The 19,818-nt window shown below is 38.6% G+C and carries 25 protein-coding genes, 1 tRNA gene and 1 riboswitch; of the genes, 13 read left to right on the forward strand and 13 right to left on the reverse strand.

Annotated features, from left to right (window positions below):
- Positions 1–3 precede the first annotated feature (3 nt).
- The 5 genes from ACXAE4_RS24980 (at position 4) to ACXAE4_RS25000 (ending at position 4,967) form a co-directional block, all read left to right on the forward strand.
- Positions 4–1,353, forward strand: coding sequence for a YheC/YheD family endospore coat-associated protein (locus ACXAE4_RS24980; RefSeq protein ID WP_047751686.1), 1,350 nt, complete (start codon positions 4–6; stop codon positions 1,351–1,353).
- Positions 1,350–2,510: a YheC/YheD family endospore coat-associated protein gene (locus ACXAE4_RS24985; protein ID WP_098112845.1), complete on the forward strand. Its 1,161-nt coding sequence runs from the start codon at positions 1,350–1,352 to the stop codon at positions 2,508–2,510. The genes ACXAE4_RS24980 and ACXAE4_RS24985 overlap by 4 nt, the downstream gene beginning before the upstream one ends.
- Before the next feature lie 66 nt (positions 2,511–2,576).
- A complete protein-coding gene (locus tag ACXAE4_RS24990) occupies positions 2,577–2,786 on the forward strand; it encodes a YheE family protein (protein ID WP_028412569.1) in 210 nt (69 codons plus the stop codon).
- 29 nt (positions 2,787–2,815) lie between these two features.
- A complete protein-coding gene (locus tag ACXAE4_RS24995) occupies positions 2,816–3,718 on the forward strand; it encodes a PucR family transcriptional regulator (protein ID WP_028412570.1) in 903 nt (300 codons plus the stop codon).
- 139 nt (positions 3,719–3,857) lie between these two features.
- Positions 3,858–4,967 (forward strand): ABC transporter ATP-binding protein, encoded by a 1,110-nt coding sequence (locus ACXAE4_RS25000; protein WP_025752961.1) that lies wholly within the window; start codon positions 3,858–3,860, stop codon positions 4,965–4,967.
- A gap of 23 nt (positions 4,968–4,990) precedes the next feature.
- Here the strand turns inward: ACXAE4_RS25000 and ACXAE4_RS25005 are convergent, their stop codons facing one another.
- The gene (locus tag ACXAE4_RS25005) at positions 4,991–5,233 is read right to left on the reverse strand and encodes a hypothetical protein (RefSeq protein ID WP_034268022.1); all 243 of its coding nucleotides are present in this window, start codon (positions 5,231–5,233) and stop codon (positions 4,991–4,993) included.
- A 180-nt stretch (positions 5,234–5,413) separates the two neighbouring features.
- Here ACXAE4_RS25005 and ACXAE4_RS25010 point away from each other — a divergent pair.
- Together ACXAE4_RS25010 and ACXAE4_RS25015 are read left to right on the forward strand one after the other, a co-directional pair.
- Positions 5,414–5,489, forward strand: a tRNA-OTHER gene (locus ACXAE4_RS25010).
- A 37-nt stretch (positions 5,490–5,526) separates the two neighbouring features.
- Positions 5,527–5,745, forward strand: coding sequence for an alpha/beta-type small acid-soluble spore protein (locus tag ACXAE4_RS25015; RefSeq protein ID WP_013055290.1), 219 nt, complete (start codon positions 5,527–5,529; stop codon positions 5,743–5,745).
- A gap of 65 nt (positions 5,746–5,810) precedes the next feature.
- On the opposite strand, the gene ACXAE4_RS25020 is transcribed toward ACXAE4_RS25015, so the two are convergent.
- On the reverse strand, positions 5,811–7,076 hold the full coding sequence (locus ACXAE4_RS25020) for a hemolysin family protein (protein WP_028412572.1): 1,266 nt from the start codon (positions 7,074–7,076) through the stop codon (positions 5,811–5,813).
- Positions 7,077–7,260: 184 nt separating this feature from the next.
- Between ACXAE4_RS25020 and ACXAE4_RS25025 the strand changes: the two genes are divergently transcribed.
- Positions 7,261–7,881, forward strand: a complete 621-nt coding sequence (locus tag ACXAE4_RS25025; protein WP_228307477.1) for an NAD(P)-dependent oxidoreductase — start codon at positions 7,261–7,263, stop codon at positions 7,879–7,881.
- Between the two features lie 38 nt (positions 7,882–7,919).
- Here ACXAE4_RS25025 and ACXAE4_RS25030 read toward each other — a convergent pair whose 3' ends face one another.
- Positions 7,920–8,117: a hypothetical protein gene (locus tag ACXAE4_RS25030; RefSeq protein WP_014461693.1), complete on the reverse strand. Its 198-nt coding sequence runs from the start codon at positions 8,115–8,117 to the stop codon at positions 7,920–7,922.
- 180 nt (positions 8,118–8,297) lie between these two features.
- Here ACXAE4_RS25030 and gpmA point away from each other — a divergent pair, with 180 nt between their 5' ends.
- Entirely contained in the window at positions 8,298–9,023 is a 726-nt protein-coding gene (gene gpmA, locus ACXAE4_RS25035) for a 2,3-diphosphoglycerate-dependent phosphoglycerate mutase (protein ID WP_014461694.1), read from the forward strand.
- A 30-nt stretch (positions 9,024–9,053) separates the two neighbouring features.
- On the opposite strand, the gene thiD is transcribed toward gpmA, so the two are convergent.
- From thiD to ACXAE4_RS25080, 9 genes are all read right to left on the reverse strand, one after another.
- The gene (gene thiD, locus ACXAE4_RS25040) at positions 9,054–9,863 is read right to left on the reverse strand and encodes a bifunctional hydroxymethylpyrimidine kinase/phosphomethylpyrimidine kinase (RefSeq protein WP_042992349.1); all 810 of its coding nucleotides are present in this window, start codon (positions 9,861–9,863) and stop codon (positions 9,054–9,056) included.
- A 22-nt stretch (positions 9,864–9,885) separates the two neighbouring features.
- Positions 9,886–10,905: a thiazole biosynthesis adenylyltransferase ThiF gene (locus tag ACXAE4_RS25045; RefSeq protein ID WP_013055284.1), complete on the reverse strand. Its 1,020-nt coding sequence runs from the start codon at positions 10,903–10,905 to the stop codon at positions 9,886–9,888.
- Positions 10,902–11,669, reverse strand: a complete 768-nt coding sequence (locus tag ACXAE4_RS25050) for a thiazole synthase (protein WP_014461697.1) — start codon at positions 11,667–11,669, stop codon at positions 10,902–10,904. The genes ACXAE4_RS25045 and ACXAE4_RS25050 overlap by 4 nt, the downstream gene beginning before the upstream one ends.
- Before the next feature lie 5 nt (positions 11,670–11,674).
- Entirely contained in the window at positions 11,675–11,878 is a 204-nt protein-coding gene (gene thiS / locus ACXAE4_RS25055) for a sulfur carrier protein ThiS (RefSeq protein ID WP_228307476.1), read from the reverse strand.
- Positions 11,875–13,002, reverse strand: coding sequence for a glycine oxidase ThiO (gene thiO, locus ACXAE4_RS25060; protein WP_228307475.1), 1,128 nt, complete (start codon positions 13,000–13,002; stop codon positions 11,875–11,877). Before thiO ends, thiS begins: the two co-directional genes overlap by 4 nt.
- Complete coding sequence (locus ACXAE4_RS25065) at positions 12,986–13,609, reverse strand: thiamine phosphate synthase (protein WP_475237363.1); 624 nt, start codon at positions 13,607–13,609, stop codon at positions 12,986–12,988. Before ACXAE4_RS25065 ends, thiO begins: the two co-directional genes overlap by 17 nt.
- 122 nt (positions 13,610–13,731) lie before the next feature.
- Positions 13,732–13,833, reverse strand: a riboswitch (TPP riboswitch).
- Positions 13,834–13,991: 158 nt separating this feature from the next.
- A complete protein-coding gene (locus tag ACXAE4_RS25070) occupies positions 13,992–14,207 on the reverse strand; it encodes a hypothetical protein (RefSeq protein ID WP_013055279.1) in 216 nt (71 codons plus the stop codon).
- A 47-nt stretch (positions 14,208–14,254) separates the two neighbouring features.
- Positions 14,255–14,644, reverse strand: a complete 390-nt coding sequence (crcB, locus tag ACXAE4_RS25075; RefSeq protein WP_014461701.1) for a fluoride efflux transporter CrcB — start codon at positions 14,642–14,644, stop codon at positions 14,255–14,257.
- The gene (locus ACXAE4_RS25080; RefSeq protein WP_116740308.1) at positions 14,645–15,043 is read right to left on the reverse strand and encodes a fluoride efflux transporter FluC; all 399 of its coding nucleotides are present in this window, start codon (positions 15,041–15,043) and stop codon (positions 14,645–14,647) included.
- Between the two features lie 341 nt (positions 15,044–15,384).
- On the opposite strand from ACXAE4_RS25080, the gene ACXAE4_RS25085 reads away from it, so the two are divergent.
- The 3 genes from ACXAE4_RS25085 to ACXAE4_RS25095 are packed head-to-tail and all read left to right on the forward strand — an operon-like array spanning position 15,385 to position 17,659.
- Positions 15,385–16,206 (forward strand): amino acid ABC transporter substrate-binding protein, encoded by an 822-nt coding sequence (locus tag ACXAE4_RS25085; protein ID WP_013081647.1) that lies wholly within the window; start codon positions 15,385–15,387, stop codon positions 16,204–16,206.
- A complete protein-coding gene (locus tag ACXAE4_RS25090; RefSeq protein WP_013055275.1) occupies positions 16,190–16,894 on the forward strand; it encodes an amino acid ABC transporter permease in 705 nt (234 codons plus the stop codon). The genes ACXAE4_RS25085 and ACXAE4_RS25090 overlap by 17 nt, the downstream gene beginning before the upstream one ends.
- 30 nt (positions 16,895–16,924) lie before the next feature.
- Positions 16,925–17,659 (forward strand): amino acid ABC transporter ATP-binding protein, encoded by a 735-nt coding sequence (locus ACXAE4_RS25095; RefSeq protein ID WP_013081645.1) that lies wholly within the window; start codon positions 16,925–16,927, stop codon positions 17,657–17,659.
- A gap of 34 nt (positions 17,660–17,693) precedes the next feature.
- On the opposite strand, the gene ACXAE4_RS25100 is transcribed toward ACXAE4_RS25095, so the two are convergent.
- Positions 17,694–18,638: a nucleoside hydrolase gene (locus ACXAE4_RS25100; RefSeq protein ID WP_014461703.1), complete on the reverse strand. Its 945-nt coding sequence runs from the start codon at positions 18,636–18,638 to the stop codon at positions 17,694–17,696.
- A 179-nt stretch (positions 18,639–18,817) separates the two neighbouring features.
- On the opposite strand from ACXAE4_RS25100, the gene ACXAE4_RS25105 reads away from it, so the two are divergent.
- Complete coding sequence (locus ACXAE4_RS25105; protein ID WP_014461704.1) at positions 18,818–19,813, forward strand: NADPH:quinone oxidoreductase family protein; 996 nt, start codon at positions 18,818–18,820, stop codon at positions 19,811–19,813.
- The last annotated feature ends 5 nt before the right edge of the window (positions 19,814–19,818 follow it).

Below are 19,818 nucleotides of genomic sequence, written 5' to 3' on the forward strand. Positions count from 1 at the left end.
GCTATGAAAAAAACTCTTACTCGCCTTGTTGTAGTAGAGCAGCTAGGATGCGATCTTTCTGTTCCTGCATCTCTTTACAAAGACTCCTTGAAACAAGCAGCTTTTGGAACAATGACAGCTCCATGCCTTATACAATCTTCAGAATGTGAAGAAATTCAGATTTCAGCTGAGCTAATGACAAAACTGCAAATTCCTTTCGCTCATATGATGCACCCTATTATTGTGAATGAGACCATTCACTTAGGACCTTTAATTGGTGTGTTATCAGCTGGTTTTACTGGTTCTCTGCTGCGGCCAATTGGAAAGCGTTCCCTTCACTTAGCTAAACTTCTTTCTACTGCAAGTATAACAGGGGGACTTCCTTTTATTTTTGGAACTCATCATATCAACTGGGAAACCGGGACCATAAACGGCTATTTTTACGAAGAAAGCGGCTGGACACAGCATGAAGTCCCGCTTCCTAACGTTGTATATAACCGTTTGCCAAATCGAAAAACAGAGGGGTTAGCTCCTTTTAAGTTCATTAAAGAAAAGATGATGACTGATTACGGCATTCCATTTTTTAATCCTGATTTTTTCAACAAGTGGGAAATTCATGAGCTTTTAAAACTGAACGAGCAGACAGCCTATTTGTTACCTTACACGGTTGAAAGTCCTTCGTGTGAGCAAATAAAAAAACTTCTGCTTCTTCATCAAACCGTTTATTTAAAGCCGAAAAACGGAAGCTTAGGCCGCGGCATTTATACCCTATCTTTTAAGGATTCCATGTACACGCTGACTTACAAAGGAGAAAAAGGTCTTCATGTTCAAGAAAAAGAAACCTTGGAGGAACTATTATCAGAATTTGAATATTTACTTACTAATCCTTCATACATTGCTCAGCAAGGTATTTCATTAATCAAAAAAGAAAAGCGCTGTGTAGACTTTCGCGTGCATACGAATAAAGACGGGAATAACCAATGGGTGCTTACTGCTCTAGCTGCTAAAGTAGCCGGTCCCAACAGCATCACTACGCATCTTGATTACGGCGGAGAAATTGAAGCTACAGCCAAAATATTCACTAACCCTTCTTACAAAAAAGAAATTGAAAATAAGCTAAAAGATGCCGCTATCTCAATTAGTCATATACTTGAACAGGAGTTGAACGGATTAATTGGAGAGCTTGGATTCGATTTTGGAGTGGATTATCAAGGAAACGTGTGGCTGTTTGAAGCTAACTCTAAGCCCGGTCGCTCTATTTTTTCACACCCTGCCTTACGAAAAGCAGATCAACAAACTAGAAAACTTTCTCTAGAATATGCGATTTACTTATCTGGATACTATCTAAATACACCTGAAGGCATCAGCATATGATTACAATTTACTATCACAAAGAAAAGCAGCAGTGGTTTCATAATAATCCTTCAGCATCTTACACATGGGGAGTTCAAGAAATTGAACTTCCCTTTACTCAAAGCATTTCTCCTACTCAAGCTTTTCTTCGTTTAAAAGGAGAAAAAGCAGGTCCTATTGTGGGAGTTTTAACGAACAAAGCTGTTTTGGAAAAACTGAATGTAAAACAGCGTCCTTTATTAGAACTCTTACATCATACCCTGCAAGAGAAAGGCGGGCTTCTTGCTTTATTCGCTGAAGAAACAATGTCTCATCACTTCTTTGAAGGGTATTGCTTTGACGGGGCAAAAAAGCAGTGGATCAAAACAACTTTGCCGCTGCCAAACGTTATATATAATCGTTATCCAGGAAGAAAATCAGAAACCAAAAAGCTGAAATCTTTACACAAAAAAATAAAAAGCAGGCACATCCCCCTTTTTAATTCCGCTTTTTTTTCAAAATGGAAAGTGTATCAGTTATTTTCAAAACATCCACTATTATCTTCTCACCTTCCTAAAACCTATCGTTTAACACCAGAAATTGATATTGCTAAGCTTCTGCAAAAACACTCTTCTCTTTATTTTAAGCCTATTAACAGCAGTAAAGGCGCTGGAATTTTCCGATTATCTTCCGATAAGCATACGATTATTTATCAAGATCATACACGCAAAGAAGAATTTTCTTCTTTACAAGCAATTGACCTTCCCAGGTCTGCTTATCTCATTCAAGAAGCAATTGAGACGCAGCCATTCAAAGACCGGCGCTATGACTTACGTATTTTAGCGCATCACAAAGATAGCCGGTATGTTATTAGCGGCGTCGGTATTCGACATAGTCCCTATCACTCCATTACAACACATACGTTAAACGGCGGAAGCATTTCACCTTCTCAAGATCTTGAAGATGAAGTAGATACTTCCTTTCTTTCGTCTTTTGTAAATACGTGCGGGCAAGTCCTTCAAAAGTCCTTCCCTCTCATTGAAGAATTTTCTCTTGATATGGCAAAGTCAGTCCAAGGTCATTATTATCTGTTTGAAGTGAATGCAAAACCGATGATTTTTGATGAAACAGACATTCAAACGCAAGGTGCTAAACACATATGCAACATATTTTACAAATTAACAAAATTTTTAGATTAAATGATTTTTCATCTCCTTTTCTCATGGTAAGCTTATAATAACTACTTGAGAAAGGAGATTTTCTTTATGGTTGCACATTTTCAGGTTAAACCACTGTATCAAAATAATCGAATGCCGGGCTGGCACATCTCGTTTTATATGAATCGGGTTTATTACGAGGCTGATTATTTAAAAGATGGACAAATTGTATGGAAAACTGCGCTTTCTAATCAAATAGATGAAACACAATTAATTGATTATATTCATGAGCTTATGCTTTTTCACGTTTATGAATAGTAAGCTTTCACCGAAGGGAACGAGCACAGATGAAACAGCTGCACACACTATTTGGGGATAAAATGATTAAGGCTAAAATCCCTTCTCAATTTGAACGATACAAATGGTTTTCATGTGATGAAGGCTTCATTGGAATTGAACACACGGCTTTGTCTCAAAAAGAGCAGGCATTACTTTCTGCTTTTTTAACGCCTTATGATGAGGAAGTTTCTTTCCTGACGCCAGAACAATTGTATTGGTCAAACCTGTTATTTAAAGCACCTGAAAAAGTCATTCACTCTCATCATACGCACCATTCTTTTCGCTTTACCCAGTTTTTAATTAAACGTTTGTTTGAACAAAAAATAGAGTTTGAAAATGCGCTTCACGCCTTGTATTCTACCTCGATTACTGTGTTGTGGATTGATAAACAATCAGGTATCGTTATCGAAACCTTTGATGATCCTAATGACTTAACTGAAAATTTATCAGATTCTATCGAGGTGCTATGTCATGATTTTGAAACTTCAATTCAGTTCTTTGAAGGACAAATTCACTTTTTTCCGTCTTCACCGCGATTAATTTTTGAGCGTGAAAAGAAATGGTTTTATCAAATTAAGCATACAGTCGAACAAAACCATGTTATCCATTTTACCGACGTTTTACCCCATTTGGTTCTGCAAGAGTCTTCAGAGGCAATCCAAAATCATATGATACATTTACTTGACTTAGTAAAAGATGATGGAGATCTTTTAGAAACGATTAAAGTTTATTTAGAATGTAATTTAAACGTATCTCTTGCTGCTAAGAAATTGTACATGCATCGCAACAGCTTGCAGTATAGAATTGAGAAATTTATTGATCGCACACACCTTGATATCAAACACTTCACGGGAGCTGTGTCTGCTTACTTAGCTATTCTTGCGTTAAAAAATTCGCAGGATAAAAAATAAAATGAAAGGGTTTTCGTAAATAGTGCACGAAAACTCTTTCTTTTTTTTGTGCATGTTTGCCATTTACCGTTTCATTAAAAAAAATTACACTAGAGTTAAGAAAACGGTTTCACAGAGTACATACAAGGGGGAAATGGAAATGGCTGAATTACGTTTAGAACATATTTATAAAATGTATGATAAAGATGTGACGGCGGTAAAAGATTTTAACCTTCACATTCAAGATAAAGAATTTATTGTATTTGTTGGGCCTTCAGGCTGCGGGAAATCGACAACGCTTCGTATGGTTGCAGGGCTAGAGGAAATTTCCAAAGGTGATTTTTATATTGACAGCAAGCGTGTAAATGACGTTGCTCCAAAAGATCGCGATATTGCAATGGTATTCCAAAACTACGCATTGTATCCGCATATGAGCGTATATGACAACATGGCTTTCGGCTTAAAACTTCGTAAATTACCAAAAGATGAAATCGAACGCCGCGTAAAAGATGCCGCTCGTATTTTAGGACTTGAGCAATACTTAGAGCGCAAGCCAAAAGCATTATCCGGCGGACAGCGTCAGCGTGTAGCTCTAGGTCGTGCAATCGTTCGTGATGCTAAGGTCTTCTTAATGGACGAACCTTTATCAAACTTAGACGCGAAATTACGTGTGCAAATGCGTTCTGAAATTGCGAAGCTTCACCAGCGTTTGGGTACAACGACAATTTACGTAACACATGACCAAACCGAAGCAATGACAATGGCTTCTCGTCTGGTTGTTATGAAAGATGGGATTATCCAGCAGGTTGGTACACCAAAAGAAGTATATGAAAAACCTGAAAATGTATTTGTAGGCGGGTTTATTGGTTCTCCTGCTATGAACTTCTTAACCGGAACGTTAAAAGACGGAAAGGTTCAAGTAGGCGATTCTCTTCTTGCAGTTCCGGAAGGTAAAATGAAAATACTTCGCGAGCAAGGATATTTAAATAAACAAATTATTTTAGGCATCCGTCCTGAAGATTTCCATGATGAGCCTGTATTTATTGAATCTTCACCCGGCACAAAAGTTACCATTAAAGTCGATGTATCCGAGTTAATGGGAGCTGAAACCATGCTTTATTCTAAACTTGGCGGACAAGATTTTGTAGCACGCGTAGATTCAAGAACAGATATTAAACCGCTTCAGTCTCTAGACTTAGCATTAGATATGAACAAAGCACATTTCTTTGATGCAGAATCTGAACAGCGCATCCGTGCTGAACACGAATAAAAAAGACCCTTAGGGGTCTTTTTTTATTCCTGTATTTGCTTCAATTCCTCACTGTGACAAGTAGAGCAATAAAAGAGATGAATACATTGGTGATTTGCTAAATCACTAGGATACCCATTTTCTACTTTTAACTGATCGATTTCCATGTAAGCACTGTAATCATCAAAATAATCGCTGACTTTTCCCATATCCCCTAGCACTTCTCCACATGCTTTACACGTCATTTGTACATCACTAAACCCATTACATAAGGAACAAATCGACATCCGCACACCTCGCTTTACCTGATCAATATGTACCTATAATATGCACGGAATAAAACTCTCTTACTCTTTATCAAACTCCACACAAAAATTTCTATAAATTACCAATAATTTTCTATGTATATGTTTTTTTACCTTTCGCCATAATACTAGTAACAACCGAGCACAACAGCTCGCAAACATTGAGTTACGCCGCGGTAGGCAAGCAGGTCTAATCGATGTATCTGCTCGGCTGGTTCAACTCCAGCTAACTCAACCATTACAATCTATTTTATCTAACGAGGAGATGAATACACATGGCAAATTATCAAAACGCATCAAACAGAAATTCATCAAACAAGTTAGTAGCTCCTGGTGCTCAAGCTGCTATCGATCAAATGAAGTTCGAAATCGCTAGTGAGTTTGGTGTAAACTTAGGACCAGATGCAACAGCTCGTGCGAACGGATCTGTTGGTGGCGAAATCACAAAACGTTTAGTACAATTAGCTGAGCAAAACTTAGGCGGCAAGTACTAATATTAACTAATTTCATATTATGGCTTTAGCGCTCCAAGATCTCTTGGAGCGCTTTCTAATTTCTTTTAATCAGCTTCCTCATTCTTATTCGCAAATGATTTTACGGAAACTTTGCGAATGCGTCGATTTTCTACTTCCTTAATGGTAAACAATATCTCTTCATATGAGAAAAAGTCTCCTTTAGCAGGAATATGATCAAACTGCTCATATATCCATCCCCCTAAGGTATGGCACGTACTGTCAGGAGAACTAACTGCTACATAGGTTAAAAATTCATCAATAGGGATGTCTGCGTTAAATTCGTACTCCTTTTCCCCTATCTGGTGTACATACTTAACAGCTTCATCATGTTCATCCCAAATTTCTCCTACAATTTCTTCTAATATATCCTCTAAGGTCACAAGACCGGCCGTTCCCCCAAACTCATCAACTACAATTGCCATGTGAACCTTACTTTTTTGGAGCTCTGGCAATAGTACAGATATTTTCATGGATTCTACTACAAAAATAGGTTGTCTCAACAAATCACGAATAAAAATCTCTTTTCTTTGGACTAAACAGGTTAAAAATTCTCTTTCTGATAAAATGCCAATAATGTTATCAATATGATCTTCGTATACAGGGACTCTCGAATATCTCTCTTCAAGAAACATTTGACAAACCGAATCAATATCAGCATTTACGTCAACTGCTGTGACATCTATTCTAGGTTTTAAAATTTGCCCCACCACAATGTCATTAAAATTGAGTGAACGATGAACTAGCTCTTTTTCAATATTATTAATCGTTCCTTCTTCTTCGCTTAAATCTACCATCACTTTAATTTCATCTTCTGTGATCGTTGGTGTGGGAGCAGACGCTAACAAGTGAGAAGCTCCTTTTCTCACCTGTAAAAATAAGAAGGAAATCGGGGTTAATAATTTAATAATAAGAAATAACAAGGAAGAAATCATCAGCGCAAAAGATTCGGCATGCTCTTTCGCTAACGATTTCGGTAAGACTTCACCAAAAATCAAAATGATGATGGTCATAACGATGATACTAATCACAAGTGCTAGGTTTCCTTTAAACACATCGAGGGCAATTTTAGCTGCCAAAGAGGACGCAGCAATGTTTACGACAACATTTCCTACTAAAATTGTCGATAGCGTCTGCTCAAAGTGTTCAGCAATATGCAGCGCTTTTTTACTTCCTCGATACTTTTTCTCAGCGTAATGTTTTAAACGAATTTTATTTACGCTTGAAAAGGCTGTCTCAGCAGATGAAAAGAACGCTGATAACATAAGCAAAACGACTAATATCATCATTTGATTCAGAGGCAAGTCTCCCAAAAGACATTCACACTCCTGTTTTTTGATTTTTCTGTCTTTTTATCATATCAAATTTTTTTGTTGTTGAATATTTCATTCATCAACTTTGTATTACTTTATGCTACGCATGCTTTTTATTATGAATAAGTATACAGATTGTATATCCTAAAGAATAGATACTATCTTTTATAGAGGGGTGTAGCCAATGAAAATTTTACTATTAGGCTCTACAGGGCGAGTGGGACAGTCTTTATTAAAAATGATGCTCAAAGATGAAAACGACGTTACTGTACTTGTCAGAGACCGCAATAAGCTAAAAATCAGTCATCCAAACCTACATATCTTACAAGGCGATGTACTTCATCAAGAAAATATCAGCTTTGCCCTCAAGCACCAAGATATTGTAGTCAGCGCGTTAAATACAGATGGTGCAGAGACGATTTCAAAAAGTATACCGCTAATTATAAACAGCATGAAGCATTACGGCGTTCATCGTATTCTTACTATTGGAACTGCAGGCATCTTACAGTCACGAACAGAACCAGAAAAGTATCGTTTTCAATCAAATGAATCAAAGCGTAAAACGACCAGAGCAGCAGAAGATCATTTAAAAGGATACTTACACTTGAAGGAAAGTGATCTAAACTGGACTGTTATATGCCCAACCTACTTGCCTGACGGTGAAGTAACAGGCACTTATCGAGTGGAAAAAGATATTTTACCAGCTGATGCGGTTAAAATTTCAACGGGAGATACCGCTCACTTTACCTACCATGAGATATGGGCTCAAAACTTCTCCAAATGCCGCGTTGGAATTGCTTATTGAAAAATCAGAAGAACTTTTCGTTTTCAAAACGAGAAGTTCTACATCCAGAAAATACCGATTATAGCTAATCCACCTAGAACAAAACCTCCTATTTGACCAACGAGAGCCGGTGTCAAAACAGGCTTTCCTTTTTCTTTCTCTAATGCGCTAATATCAAGCTTCATCTGATACATTTCTTCTTTTAAATCTTCAATCTGGCCGTGCAACGCTTGAATCTGACGTTCTTGGTCACTCATCGACTATCTTCCCCTCCCTTTTTATTTTTATCATATGCGTAAAAAAGTTAAAGCTTTACTTTTCAGCATCACTTTTTCTAAATGATAAAAACTCCTTTCCCCGGCTTTAGGATAAAAAACTCTTTCCTTCTCATAATAAAAAAGAATAGAGTCCTTAGTCACTGTTGAAAGGAGAACACGATGATAAAACTTGTGTTGATTCGGCACGGACAAAGCGTGTGGAATCTTGAAAATAAATTTACAGGCTGGACGGATGTAGATCTTTCTAAAAATGGATTGCAAGAAGCGCGAGAAGCTGGAAAAGTGCTAAAGAAAAACGAATATACTTTTGATATTGCCTATACTTCTGTTTTAAAACGATCCATTCGCACTCTATGGATTATCTTACATCAAATGGACTTCATGTGGATTCCTGTATACAAATCTTGGAGGTTGAATGAACGACACTACGGAGCTCTTCAAGGTTTGAACAAAGAAGAAACCGCAAAAAAATTTGGCGAAGAGCAAGTACATTTGTGGAGAAGGTCGATGAACGAACGCCCTCCTGCTTTAAAGACAACAGATATTCGCTATGAAGCTTCCAACCCTAAGTATAAGGAATTAGCTAAGGGACAATTTCCTGTAACGGAAAACTTAGCTGATACAGAAAAGCGGGTTCTAGAATATTGGAACGAAACTATTGCTCCTTCTATTAAAGCTGGCAAAAGAGTTATTATTTCCGCTCACGGTAATACGATTAGAGCTCTGATGCAGTATTTGGATAACATTTCACCTGATGGCATTGCGAACTTGAATATTCCCACAAGTGTGCCGCTTGTGTATGAGCTTGATGATAATTTAAAGCCCATTAGACATTATTACTTAGGCATCGACGGAGAGATTCCTACACATATTCCTTCTTCATAAAAAACGTGCCTAGATTGTAGGCACGTTTTTTTATGTGTTTGAACGAAAGTATTTTCTATACGCCCAGTGATTAGTAGGACCGTGTCCGGAACCAATTTCAAGCGTATGCTTAATCGCATAGTGAACAAAATCCGAGGCGGTTTGAACTGCTTCAACCACGCTTTTGCCTTTTGCTAGTTCAGCCGTGACGCAACCAGCAAACGTGCATCCCGTTCCGTGTGTATGCTTTGTATTCATCTTTTCATGCGTGATTTCAACGTACGTATGACCATCATACACTATATCAATCATATCTTGATGAGATTGATCATGTCCGCCTTTAATTACCACGTGCTTTACACCCAGCTCATGCATCTGTTTTGCCGCTTCTTTTCTGTCTTCAATCGTGTGAATTTCTTTACCCGTGATGACTTCCGCCTCCGGTATGTTCGGCGTAATGACTTCACAAAGAGGCAACAATTCTTTTAGAGCCTGTACAGCTTCTCTTTGAAGAAGAGATTGACCACCTTTTGCAATCATAACGGGATCAACTACAATATTTTGCAGTCCGTACTGTTTGATTTTACGAGCCACTGCGTAAATAATATCAGCACTGAACAACATACCTGTCTTCACTGCATTGGGAAATAAGTCAGTGGCAATTGAATCTAACTGCGTTTCAACTGCTTCTACTTCTAAAGGATAAACTCCTTGAACGCCAACTGTATTTTGTGCAGTCACAGCTGTAATAACAGACATGCCAAAAACGTCACGCTCTTGAAATGTTTTTAAATCTGCTTGAATTCCTGCTCCTCCACCGCTGTCTGATCCAGCAATGGTTAATGCTTTTGGTACTGTCATGCTTGAAACCTCCATCTCTTTCTTACCCAATATACCGATGATAAAGTGACTTTGCTTCTACTATATCGTTTGTTCCATGGACAAAGACGCGCCCGTCTTGAAACATCACTAAACGGTAATCATCTACATAAAAAGAAAGCAGATACGGATTTTGTTCAATTTTATATCCTTTTTCTTTTAATCGTTCACCTAAAGACTGCAGCGGCTGCTTAGCTGATTTGCCCGGACGGATTTGTACCGTGTTTCTTCCGCATAGCACAGCTGTTTTCGTTTGATTTTCATATTGTAAAAAGGGATACGTTTGTTCACTGCCGCATGAGCGGCAAGCAGATTTGCGAAACACGTTCACATTGATGCTCGTATACTCATTTTTCCATACGTCAAACGAAACAAGTTCCCTTCTGAGCGCATTCCAGTCTCCGACTAATATTTTTAACACTTCTGTTACTTGATGAGCGACTACCATTTGTACAGCAGGACTAATAATCCCCACTGTATCACATGTTAACCCTCCAAGCGGTACAGACTCAAGCAAACAGGATAAACACGGTGTTTCACTTGGTATGATAGTATAACTAATTCCATAACTTCCTACACATGCTCCATAAATCCAAGGAATATCATATTTTTGTGATAAATCATTCATTACAAGGCGTGTGTCAAAATTATCGGTCGCATCAATCATAACATCTACCCCCTCAACAAGCTGTTCTAAAACTTGAGGGGTACCGTCTGCTACGTGCGCTTCTACTTTTACATCATGATTAATATCGTGAAGCCGTTTTTTAGCGGCAATTGCTTTTGGGATTCTTTTATCAGCATCTTTTTCACTATACAATTGCTGCCGCTGAAGGTTGCTCCACTCTACATAGTCCCGGTCAATGAGCGTTATTTTCTTTACCCCCGCTCGCGCAAGGGCCTCGGCGTTCCCTGTTCCAAGAGCACCTGCTCCTACAATCAGAACATGCTTTTCTTGAATTTGCTGCTGTCCGCCTTTTCCAATAGGTTGAAACAGTTCTTGGCGGGAATAACGATTAATCAACCGATACTCATCCCTTCTGTTGGACTGCTTGCCGTTGCATATTGTTTCTTTTCAATACGTCCTGCTTCAAATGCTGCTCTTCCTGCTTCAATCGCTAGCTTCATAGCACGAGCCATTTTCACAGGATCTTTTGCTCCTGAAACAGCTGTATTTAATAACACACCATCTGCTCCTAGCTCCATAGCTTGAGCCGCATCTGAAGCCGTTCCAATACCTGCATCTACAATTACTGGAACAGTTGATTGTTCAATGATAAAACGCATGTTCAACGGATTAATAATACCTTGACCTGAACCGATAGGCGAAGCTCCTGGCATAATGGCATGTACGCCTAACTCCTCTAAACGACGCGCAAGTAAAACATCATCTGATGTGTAAGGTAAAACGGTAAAGCCCTCCTTTAACAGCTCTTCACTAGCTTTTAATGTTTCAACGGGATCAGGAAGCAGCGTTTTATCACATCCAATTACTTCTACTTTCACCATGTCACAAAGTCCAGAAGCTTTAGCTAATTTAGCAATACGTACCGCTTCTTCTGCAGTTTTTGCTCCAGCCGTGTTAGGTAACAGAGTGAAACGCTTCACATCAAGTGCTTCTAGTAAATTAGGCTGATTTTGATCAAAAATATCCATTCGTCTAACAGCAAATGTTAAAATTTCTGTTTCCGACTCTTCTACCGCTTGACGCTGAGTCGTAAAGTCCGGAAATTTCCCTGTTCCTAATAATAAACGTGAATTAAATGTATATTGTCCAATTTTTAACATACTCTTCATCCTCCTCCTACAAATGAAACGACTTCTAATGTATCTCCATCTTTTAAACTTGCAGCACTATGTTCTTCTTTTTGTAAAATGTTCTTGTTTAGCTCAACAATTACCACTCGTTCATGCAGGTTCTGAGCCTGCAACAAGTGCTCGACCGTTTCAATTTCATCTCCAACAGTAACGGTCTTACCATTAATGATTAGATTCAATGAACTCCCTCCATTACTCTCGTTAGCTGAAATGATGTAAAAAATGAATGATTCGGCTCTTTCCCTACCAAAGCATCAGCCATAATTTTTCCAGTTGCAGCACTTAATAAAATACCGTTTCGGTAGTGGCCAAACGCCATGTGTAGATTCGCTATTTCAGGATGCTCTCCTAAATAAGGCCAGCCATCATTTGTTTGTGGACGAAGACCTGACCATGCTTTTTCAAATGTGGCTTCTTTAATAGCCGGCAGAAGCACAGCAGCTTTATCCAGCAGAAATTGAATACCTTGTGCAGAAACGGTCTTAGTAAAATCATGCTGCAGCTTAGTTGCCCCGATTACGATTCTTCCACCAGCCTTTGGCACTAAATAAAAACCTTCATCTAAAAAAATCGTTTTAGAAAGCAGCGGCTTATGACTTTGAAGAGCAATACACTCTCCTTTTACAGGAAATACCTGACCTAAATGTTCAGAAGAAATAAAACGTTTAGCCCATGAGCCTGCTGCGATCACTACTTTTCCTCCATAAAAAGAGCCTTTAGACGTCTGTACACCTTTTACTGTTTCATTTTCCGTAATAAGAGAATGAACGTCACAGTATTCAAATACATCTGCTCCGTGATACAAGGCTCCATGAGCAAGAGCATGTGTTAACTTAGCCGGAGCTAGCTGGCCGTCTCCAGGTATTGTAATGGCTCCGTATATGTCTGGAGAGAGCCCCGGTTCTAACAACCGCGCTTCTTTTACGTCGATCCATCTTACATCTTTGTCCCATTGATGATGCTGATCGGCTTTTTTCTTTAATACGTGTGCATCTTCTTCTGTTACAGCGACTTTTAATAAGCCTTTTTGAATAAGCTCTACGTCGATTGCCGTTTTTTCTTTTAGTTCCTTCACCAGTTCAGGAAACATACTTCTGCTCTTAATAGCAAGGTCTAAAAGAGGACCTTCTTCATCAATTTCAGCTTGAGCACCTAAAATACCAGCAGCTGCACTTGAAGCTTCACAACCAATTTGATTGCGCTCAAGAATGGCTACTGACGCTCCTTGTTTTGACAAATGATAAGCGATAGAAGAGCTAATTATGCCTCCTCCGACTAACAGTACATCATAATGCTGCTTCATTTTCTCCACCTCCAGATGTCCATATATGAGAATATTGTTTGATTGCTTTAAGCGGATATTGCGCAAGCATGACACCAGACATCACAGCTATACCGTGTGCTCCTGTTTGCAGCACCTCTTTGGCATTTACAGGTGTAATTCCACCAATCGCAATAACTGGTATCTTCACAGCGTCTACTACTTCTTTTAACGCTGCTATCCCTCGGCTTTTTAATTCTTTTTTTGAATGAGTTGAATAAATATGTCCGTATAGAATATAGTGAGCTCCATCTTTTTCAGCTTCTAGAGCTTCTTCCACAGAGTGAACTGATTTTCCGACAATAAGAGAAGGAAATGCGTCTCTAACGCACGAAACGTCTAAACTATGATAGGCAAGCTGCACCCCTTTTGCTTTTAAAGCATGCGCTACATCAACTCGGTCATTTACAATAATTTTAGAGCGACAAAATGGCAGGCTTTCTAGTAAACATTGAATCTGCTTTGCCGTTTTCTTTTTTTCTCTAATATGAATGGCACCCGCAAAAGGCACGATAGCCGTTAAAATGTCCCGAACCTCTTCAATTGGCTGCTTATCTGTTGTAATGACATGAAATTTAGGAATATCCATATGATCGAAACCTTTCCATTCAGAATAAAGAGAAATTTCAATCACTTTATCTTGTGTAGAGGGCTTTATTACATACAAAAAAACCACTCTACAACGTAGAGTGGTTAGCATGTATCGTTATGTAAACATGATCGCCACTTCCCTACGCTGGTACAAACCAGATCAGGTTCAAAGGGTCCGAAATGCATTCGTCTCAGCTTCAAAAAGCTCCCCTAGTGATTGCTATTTATTGATTTTGTTTTTGCACTTAAAATTATAACACAACTAGATGTAAATACAATATCTCTTTATGCTCTTACGGCTCTCTTCCTTTTATAGATGTATCTTTTAAGCTTCTTTACTAAGAGGCCCGGCGCACCGCACCATTCTGCTTTTTATATCGTTAGTAATCGGTATAGTCGTCAAATTCTTCTTTGTCTTTTTCCTTTTTCCGATCCCATATAAACAGCAGGAGTAACATAATAAAAGTTAGAATATAAAAACCGTAAAAAATAAATGCCGCCACAACATTTATAAATAAAAATAAAAAACCGATGATCTGACCTGCAACAGCAACAATCAACAAAATGTATTTCCAAACTTCTGCTTTTCTATCCATTCTCTACTTCTCCGTCTTTTTGTTTTTCCCTACTAGAAACGTTCTCTTTATTTAAATAAAAACGTTCCTGCCAGTAAACCGACTGTAAATAAACCAATTGTTCCAAATGCTGAAATCCCCACGTACACCAACATTTTCTGATAAGATTTTTCTCGAATTAACTGCACGGTTTCCACACTAAACGTTGAAAAAGTGGTAAAAGCCCCGAAAAAACCAATGCCGATCATTAGAAATATTGAATCATTATAAGCATGACTCGGAACCTTTCCATAATAACTACCGTAAAAAAGACCAAGTCCAAACGCACCAAGCAAGTTAACAAACAGCATTGATACTGGAAAAGGAGGATTTGAAGCTGTTTTTGTAACCTTTAATCCCAAAAGATAACGGCATATGCCTCCAGCTGCCCCCCCAAGTGCCAAGCTCACTATGCTCATTTACTTCACCTCATGTACTTTTACTAAATTTTTTCCTGCCGTTTCACCGCATAGATAGCCTGCTAAAGCAAAAAGGATTCCGCCTACTAAAGAGACAATGAAATAAATGGCTCCACCCCATAAATAATGCTGAGTGAGAGAAACGAAGTCTCCTGCAAACGTTGAATACGTGGTAAAACCGCCGCATAAGCCCACGCCTAGTCCAAGCTTGATCCATTCCTTTGGCTGTTTCCACGCAAAAAATCCCGTTAATAGTCCTAATATGAAGCTACCTAATAGGTTTTCAATTACTGTTCCTATTGGATACCCCGTATATAATAAGGAAAGATTTAGAAAATAACGTGCATACGTACCAGCGATAGCACCAAAGGCAATTGAGATTAAGTTTATGGCTTTCATCATATCGCTCCGTTTCATAAATTCTTCTTTAAGTGTACCATAAGGAATTTATTTCTACCTTAACATTTAACTATATGTTTATTGCACCAAAAGTCATGAAAAAATGAAAGAGAAAATCGTCGCATGAAACTTCCTTTTTACTCCTCGAATATCCCTTAAAAATCCATTTAATCCAAATTCTAAAATCTTTCTGTATCCTTATGACAAACCGTGTATAGAAGGTATATTTCCCTTATTTTAAGTCACATTAATCGTATAAGTTTTTTTTGTTGACTTTTGCTGTGTTCTTGTTTAGTATCACAGAGTATCATTTCCTATCAGAATACTAGGGGGTTTAGAAAATGAAGAAATTTGCTGCACTTTTGTCGCTACTATTAGCTTTCACAGTTGTGCTTGCCGCATGCGGTTCTAGCTCAAAAAATGAAGCAAACAATGGAGACAATAAATCTTCACAAGAGGATTTATATAATAAAGTGAAAAAAGATGGTGTATTAACAATTGGAACTGAAGGTACATACCCTCCGTTCACTTTTCATGATGACAAACAAAAGCTAACTGGGTTTGATGTAGAATTGGCTCAAGAAGTAGCTAAACGTCTTGGCGTAAAAGCTGAGTTCAAAGAAACACAGTGGGATGGCATGTTTGCTGGATTAGATGCTAAACGATTTGACATGATTGCTAATGAAGTTGGTATTCGTGAAGATCGTCAAAAGAAATACGATTTCTCTGATCCATACATCCAGTCAGGGGCTGTATTAATTGTTCGTAAAGACGAAAAAGATATCAAATCATTTAAAGATTTAAAAGGAAAAAAATCAGCGCAGTCATTAACAAGTAACTATAAAGACATGGCTCAATCTTATGGTGCAAACATTACGAGTGCTGAAGGTTTTGCTCAAGCAGTAGAACTAATGAGCGCAAACCGTGTTGATGCTACAATCAACGATAAATTATCGTTCCTTGACTATAAGAAAAAGCACCCTAACGCACCTATCAAAATCGCGGATGAAAAATCCGATGGTGCTGCAAGCGGCTTTATGTTTAGAAAAGACAGCGGTAAGTTAGTGGATGAAGTAAACAAAGCATTGAAAGATATGAAAAAAGACGGAACATACGCAAAAATTTCTAAGAAATGGTTTGGCGAAGATGTTTCTCCTAAATAATATTTTCCCTGATGGAGAGCGATTGAATCAATTGATTTCAATCGCTCAATCATCTCTCTTACCAATGCTAAAGGGAGCTATTCAATATTCTATTCCACTAACATTAATCACGTTTGTACTCGGTATCATTTTAGCTGTCTTAACAGCCTTGGCTCGTTTATCATCTATAAAAGTTTTAAATATAATTGCGCGCATCTATGTATCGATTATTCGAGGTACACCGCTGCTTGTGCAATTATTTATTATTTTCTACGGCTTACCCAATTTAGATATAACAATTGACCCATTTATCTCTGCTATTATTGGATTTTCATTAAGTGTAGGTGCGTATGCATCTGAAATTATCCGAGCAGCGATTCAATCTATTCCTAAAGGACAGTGGGAAGCTGGCTACTCACTTGGTATGACCTATTCCCAAGCGTTAAGACGGATTATTTTACCGCAAGCAGCACGTGTATCGATTCCGCCATTATCTAACTCTTTTATTAGCCTTATTAAAGATACGTCACTTGCATCGCTTATTCTTGTTTCTGAGATGTTCCGTAAAGCTCAAGAAATTGCTTCGACTAACTATGAATTTTTACTTCTTTATAGTGAAGCAGCGCTCTTGTACTGGATTATGTGTACAATCTTATCCATTATCCAAGGACGCATTGAAATAAGACTAGATCGTTACGTATCTAAATAACCGTTTCGAGTAGCTAAAGGAGTTTTTCATATGATTAATATCAAAAATTTGCATAAATCATTCGGTGATTTGCAAGTATTAAAAGGGATTGATTTAGAAGTTGAACAGGGCAAGGTAATTGTATTAATTGGTCCTTCTGGATCGGGTAAAACTACTTTTTTACGTTGCTTAAATCTTTTAGAAATCCCAACAGACGGCACGATTGAACTTGATAAAAAAAGCATGAATTTCACCAAACCTGTTCGTAAAAAAGACATTACTTCATTTCGAAGCCTAACAGGTATGGTCTTTCAAAACTATAACTTATTTCCTCATAAAAGTGCGCTTGAAAATGTTATGGAAGGTCCTGTAATTGTAAAAGGCGTTTCTACTCAAGAGGCAGAAAAAAGAGGGAAAGAATTGTTAACACGCGTTGGCTTAGGCGATAAGCTCGACTTTTACCCTTTCCAGCTGTCTGGCGGACAACAACAGCGTGTTGGCATCGCCAGAGCAATGGCGATGGACCCAAAAGTTATGCTATTTGATGAGCCTACTTCAGCTCTTGACCCTGAGCTTGTAGGAGACGTTCTTCAAGCGATGAAAGACCTGGCAAAAGAAGGAATGACGATGGTGGTGGTAACTCACGAAATGCGCTTTGCCCGTGAAGTAGCAGATGAAGTTATTTTTATGGATCAAGGTGTCATTATGGAAAGAGGTACACCGGATCAAATATTTTCAAATCCTCAACAAGAGCGGACACGTCAATTCTTGAATATGATTCATTAAAAAGGTTGCACATTTTCACGTGCAACCTTTTTCTTTATTTGGCTACTGCTTTTTTCATTAAATCTGTAATGTACGCAAAGAATGCTTCAGCTGTGACGTCATACACGACGTCTACAGGTCGTCCCTCTTCAGAAATTTCTGTTCTTCCTTGTCTTGGTGTTTCTGTATACACAATACTCGAAACGGTTTTTACCTTCACAAGTGTTGAATTCCCTGTAAATGCTGTTGTGAGTACATCCCACAAATAATAAGTCGAATTGGTTTCAACATGCACAAGCGGTGGGCAAGCCGCGTAGCACTGCCCTACAAAGTCTACTCCTTCATACCTGCGAAGTGAAGCCCACATTTGGCGAATAGCCGGCGTTAATGGAACTTGATTCGTGCTTTCTAAAGCAACCATCTCAATTTTAATGCTGCTTTCCCATACTTTTGCTACTGCTTCTGGATCCCAAAAAGCATTCCATTCCGCCGTTCCATCATGTTCAGGCTCCTGCACATTTCCTACTTCTTGAAATGTACCGCCCATCCACACTAACTTGTCAATTTTCTCTTCTATTTCCGGCGCTTTTTCAAGTGCTCTTGCCAAATCAGTTAGCGGTCCTGTAAATAATAAAGTCGTTTTTCCGTCTGTGTGCTGCAATGTTTCAATTAAATGATCATGAGCAGGCAGCTGACTTATTTTTGTTTGCACTTTCCCTTTTTCATTTAAAATCGGCAGTGCATCTACATAAAACGTATGCATGCGCCATTCTTTTGGAAATGGATTCATACCGCGTGACGTAGATTTGGCTACCTCGATATCATAACTTCCAAAACGATCAATAATTTTTTGGCTTGCGCTGATACCTGGCTCTAGATATCCGTCAGCAGGAATAACAGATACCCCCGTTACCTTTACATCATCCATTTGCAGCAGTAAAAAAAGCGATACTAAATCATCAATGCCTGCATCATGGTTAAAATATACGTTTGTGCTCATGTCTCTTCTCCTCTTTTCTATGTATTGCTAACTAATAGCTATACCGCTATTTTATAATGAAATGATCTCTTTCGTAATCAAAGTATTAGGAACTTCTTTTACTATTTTCTATAATGGGTATAGAAATAAGGTAATCTATGTATAGATGTATACATCTCAGTATAGAAAGGAGAAATAAAATGGAGCAATCATTTTCAGCATTAATAGTAGATAAAAAAAGTGAAGACCAAGTGGAGGCGTCTGTCCAAGAACTGACGCTAAACGATTTGCCAGAAGGCGATGTACTTATTCGCGTTCATTATTCAGGGGTGAATTATAAAGATAGCTTAGCCAGCATCGCAAACGGCAATATTGTGACAAGCTATCCATTTGTTCCAGGTATTGACCTAGCAGGAATCGTTGTATCTTCTGACAGCCCTGATTTTAAAGAAGGTGATCGTGTCATCGCAACAAGCTATGACATTGGCGTATCACACTTTGGAGGCTACAGTGAGTATGCGCGCGTACCCAGCGAATGGATTGTCCCTCTTCCTGAAAATTTAACGTTAAAAGAAGCAATGATTATCGGAACAGCGGGCTTTACAGCTGCTTTATCTGTGCATCGCTTAGAGGAAAACCATACTAGTCCATCTAACGGCTCTGTGCTTGTAACAGGCGCTACGGGAGGTGTAGGAAGCTTTGCGGTTGCCATTCTTTCAAAATTAGGCTACAAAGTGGAAGCAAGTACGGGAAAAAGCTCGGAAGCAGCTTATTTGAAAGAGCTTGGCGCTTCCTCTATTGTAGCGCGTGAAGACGTTTATAACGGCAAATTAAAAGCATTAGGCAAGCAAAAATGGGCCGCTGCGGTTGATCCTGTGGGTGGAGAGCCTCTAGCTTCTGTCCTCAGTCAAATTCAGTACGGAGGCTCTGTAGCGGTCAGCGGGCTAACAGCTGGAGGCAAAGTGCCAACAACCGTCTTTCCCTTCATTTTAAGAGGGATTAATTTACTCGGTATCGATTCTGTTTACTGTCCAATGAATACTCGAAAAGAGATTTGGAATAGACTCGCTAATGACTTTAAGCCTGAAAGCTTCGAACCTTTCATTCAGCAGGAAATTTCACTACAACAGCTCCCTGAGGTACTTCCGACTTTATTAGAAGGACAAGCTCGAGGACGAACAATTGTGAAGCTATAAAAAAA

It is taken from the genome of Priestia sp. ABM2_011 (assembly GCF_056158845.1).

What these genes read in the sequence shown, in the direction of transcription:
- ACXAE4_RS25085 (WP_013081647.1), top strand. Translation starts at nt 15,385, where the DNA reads ATGAAGAAATTTGCTGCACTTTTGTCGCTACTATTAGCTTTCACAGTT.
- gpmA (WP_014461694.1), top strand. Translation starts at nt 8,298, where the DNA reads ATGATAAAACTTGTGTTGATTCGGCACGGACAAAGCGTGTGGAATCTT.
- ACXAE4_RS25070 (WP_013055279.1), bottom strand. Translation starts at nt 14,207, where the DNA reads ATGGATAGAAAAGCAGAAGTTTGGAAATACATTTTGTTGATTGTTGCT.
- ACXAE4_RS25100 (WP_014461703.1), bottom strand. Translation starts at nt 18,638, where the DNA reads ATGAGCACAAACGTATATTTTAACCATGATGCAGGCATTGATGATTTA.
- ACXAE4_RS25050 (WP_014461697.1), bottom strand. Translation starts at nt 11,669, where the DNA reads ATGTTAAAAATTGGACAATATACATTTAATTCACGTTTATTATTAGGA.
- thiD (WP_042992349.1), bottom strand. Translation starts at nt 9,863, where the DNA reads ATGACAGTACCAAAAGCATTAACCATTGCTGGATCAGACAGCGGTGGA.
- ACXAE4_RS25090 (WP_013055275.1), top strand. Translation starts at nt 16,190, where the DNA reads ATGTTTCTCCTAAATAATATTTTCCCTGATGGAGAGCGATTGAATCAA.
- ACXAE4_RS25015 (WP_013055290.1), top strand. Translation starts at nt 5,527, where the DNA reads ATGGCAAATTATCAAAACGCATCAAACAGAAATTCATCAAACAAGTTA.
- crcB (WP_014461701.1), bottom strand. Translation starts at nt 14,644, where the DNA reads ATGAGCATAGTGAGCTTGGCACTTGGGGGGGCAGCTGGAGGCATATGC.
- ACXAE4_RS25030 (WP_014461693.1), bottom strand. Translation starts at nt 8,117, where the DNA reads ATGAGTGACCAAGAACGTCAGATTCAAGCGTTGCACGGCCAGATTGAA.
- ACXAE4_RS24990 (WP_028412569.1), top strand. Translation starts at nt 2,577, where the DNA reads ATGGTTGCACATTTTCAGGTTAAACCACTGTATCAAAATAATCGAATG.
- ACXAE4_RS25080 (WP_116740308.1), bottom strand. Translation starts at nt 15,043, where the DNA reads ATGAAAGCCATAAACTTAATCTCAATTGCCTTTGGTGCTATCGCTGGT.
- ACXAE4_RS25065 (WP_475237363.1), bottom strand. Translation starts at nt 13,609, where the DNA reads ATGGATATTCCTAAATTTCATGTCATTACAACAGATAAGCAGCCAATT.
- ACXAE4_RS25025 (WP_228307477.1), top strand. Translation starts at nt 7,261, where the DNA reads ATGAAAATTTTACTATTAGGCTCTACAGGGCGAGTGGGACAGTCTTTA.
- ACXAE4_RS24985 (WP_098112845.1), top strand. Translation starts at nt 1,350, where the DNA reads ATGATTACAATTTACTATCACAAAGAAAAGCAGCAGTGGTTTCATAAT.
- ACXAE4_RS24995 (WP_028412570.1), top strand. Translation starts at nt 2,816, where the DNA reads ATGAAACAGCTGCACACACTATTTGGGGATAAAATGATTAAGGCTAAA.
- ACXAE4_RS25095 (WP_013081645.1), top strand. Translation starts at nt 16,925, where the DNA reads ATGATTAATATCAAAAATTTGCATAAATCATTCGGTGATTTGCAAGTA.
- ACXAE4_RS25005 (WP_034268022.1), bottom strand. Translation starts at nt 5,233, where the DNA reads ATGTCGATTTGTTCCTTATGTAATGGGTTTAGTGATGTACAAATGACG.
- ACXAE4_RS24980 (WP_047751686.1), top strand. Translation starts at nt 4, where the DNA reads ATGAAAAAAACTCTTACTCGCCTTGTTGTAGTAGAGCAGCTAGGATGC.
- ACXAE4_RS25000 (WP_025752961.1), top strand. Translation starts at nt 3,858, where the DNA reads ATGGCTGAATTACGTTTAGAACATATTTATAAAATGTATGATAAAGAT.
- ACXAE4_RS25105 (WP_014461704.1), top strand. Translation starts at nt 18,818, where the DNA reads ATGGAGCAATCATTTTCAGCATTAATAGTAGATAAAAAAAGTGAAGAC.
- thiO (WP_228307475.1), bottom strand. Translation starts at nt 13,002, where the DNA reads ATGAAGCAGCATTATGATGTACTGTTAGTCGGAGGAGGCATAATTAGC.